Origin of the sequence: Abiotrophia defectiva ATCC 49176, assembly GCF_000160075.2 — a bacterium.
GTDB classification, from domain to species: Bacteria; Bacillota; Bacilli; order Lactobacillales; family Aerococcaceae; genus Abiotrophia; species Abiotrophia defectiva.
Genome location: NZ_KI535340.1, coordinates 1,158,424 through 1,160,472 on the forward strand (window position 1 = coordinate 1,158,424; position 2,049 = coordinate 1,160,472).

Annotated in this window: 3 protein-coding genes; all 3 read right to left on the minus strand. The window is 47.4% G+C overall.

Features of this window, described 5'->3' with window-relative positions; translation table 11 throughout:
- A partial coding sequence (locus GCWU000182_RS10270) for a transposase (RefSeq protein WP_023391780.1) occupies positions 1-266 on the minus strand: 266 nt, incomplete at its 3' end.
- A gap of 143 nt (positions 267-409) precedes the next feature.
- Positions 410-1,594, minus strand: coding sequence for an IS256 family transposase (locus GCWU000182_RS05390; RefSeq protein WP_023391781.1), 1,185 nt, complete (start codon positions 1,592-1,594; stop codon positions 410-412).
- A 143-nt stretch (positions 1,595-1,737) separates the two neighbouring features.
- The coding region (locus GCWU000182_RS05395) for an IS256 family transposase (RefSeq protein WP_023391782.1) at positions 1,738-2,049 on the minus strand (312 nt) is incomplete at its 5' end.

Below are 2,049 nucleotides of genomic sequence, written 5' to 3' on the forward strand. Positions count from 1 at the left end.
TTGAACTCGCCAGAACGCGTGCGTGGGACTTGTAATTTAAGGGTGCCGATGGATAGCGTCCATTGGCGTTCATAGTAGCCGTTGCGATAATCTTGGCGCTGGTCGGAGCGTTCATGGGGTGCGGCTTGGATGAACTGGTGGCGTTCTTCTTCCATGTAGGCATTAAAGACGGTAATGGCCAGCGACTTCATGAGCGTGTTCATGTCACTGTTTAAAACTGCCTCTGTTAATTCTTCAAGTTTTAGGTTAATATTAAGGTAAGTCATGGTAATCTCCTCTTTCAATGTTTTCGGACAACTACATTGTACCAGAGATTACCTGGCTTTTTCTTTTTACACAATTATAGGGACTTAATCGAAAGCAGTCAAGTCCAAAATCCTGTGTAAAAATATGTAGGCTGTCCTATAGCTTATTTGCGTTTGGTGAAGTTGACAAGGAAGGGGCGTGCGTTAGCCTGCCAAGCATCGTTTAGATCAATGAGGATGGCGCCAATTAATCGCTCAGCAGAAGCGACATTAGGATAGACGCCAATGACCTTATCCCGCCGTCTGATTTCACGGTTTAAACGTTCGACAGAGTTAGTCGTCCGCAAATTGGGATGGTAAATCTCAGGCTCCATCATAAACAGGACGGCATCTTCAAAGCCCTCATCTAAAACCTTTAAGGCCTTCTGATAGCGAGGATTGTCCGCGACAGTGGCCTCAAAATCTTCCTTAAGCCGCCTTGCATGTTCGGCGGTGGGTGCCTGGAATATGGCCTTCAACTTAGCGCGTGCCTCGAAACTCCCTTTTCTAGGAATGGTCTCGACAATGTTGGACAAGAAATGAAAGACGCAACGTTGCCAAGGGACGCCGACAAAACAGTGCTGGATGGCTGCTCTGAGGCCAGAATGAGCGTCTGAAATAATCAGGGTAGGCTGGCTCAAACCACGAGCACGTAGGGATTGAAGGAAGGTCAGCCAAGCCTCCTTGCTTTCTTCTTCTGACACCCAAAAGCCAATGATTTCGCGCTTGTTGGCCTCGTTGACCCCTTGGGCTAGGTAGACCGCCTTGGACACCACGCGGCCCTCTTCGCGCACCTTAATGTAAAGGGCATCGAGGTAGAGATAGCGGAAGTGACTGTGGGTCAGGGTCCGATTTTTGAAGGCTTCAATTTCTGGATCCAACCGCTTCATTACATCTGACACAAAGGACTTGGAGACCGTCTCGCCACACAATTCTTGCACAATCTTGGTGACTTTACGCGTAGAGACCCCATTGACTACCATTTCCATCATGGAGAGCAAGAAGGCTTGTTCGTTGCGCTGATAGCGTTCAAAGAGCTCGGTTTTGAACTCGCCAGAGCGCGTGCGTGGGACTTGTAATTTAAGGGTGCCGATGGATAGCGTCCATTGGCGTTCATAGTAGCCGTTGCGATAATCTTGGCGCTGGTCGGAGCGTTCATGGGGTGCGGCTTGGATGAACTGGTGGCGTTCTTCTTCCATGTAGGCATTAAAGACGGTAATGGCCAGCGTCTTCATGAGCGTGTTCATGTCACTGTTTAAAACTGCCTCTGTTAATTCTTCAAGTTTTAGGTTAATATTAAGGTAAGTCATGGTAATCTCCTCTTTCAATGTTTTCGGACAACTACATTGTACCAGAGATTACCTGGCTTTTTCTTTTTACACAATTATAGGGACTTAATCGAAAGCAGTCAAGTCCAAAATCCTGTGTAAAAATATGTAGGCTGTCCTATAGCTTATTTGCGTTTGGTGAAGTTGACAAGGAAGGGGCGTGCGTTAGCCTGCCAAGCATCGTTTAGATCAATGAGGATGGCGCCAATTAATCGCTCAGCAGAAGCGACATTAGGATAGACGCCAATGACCTTATCCCGCCGTCTGATTTCACGATTCAAACGTTCGACAGAATTGGTAGTCCGTAAATTGGGATGGTAAATCTCAGGCTCCATCATAAACTGAACGGCATCTTCAAAGCCCTCGTCTAAAACCTTTAAGGCCTTCTGATAGCGAGGATTATCCGCGACAGAAGCCTCAAAAGCTTCCTTGAGCCG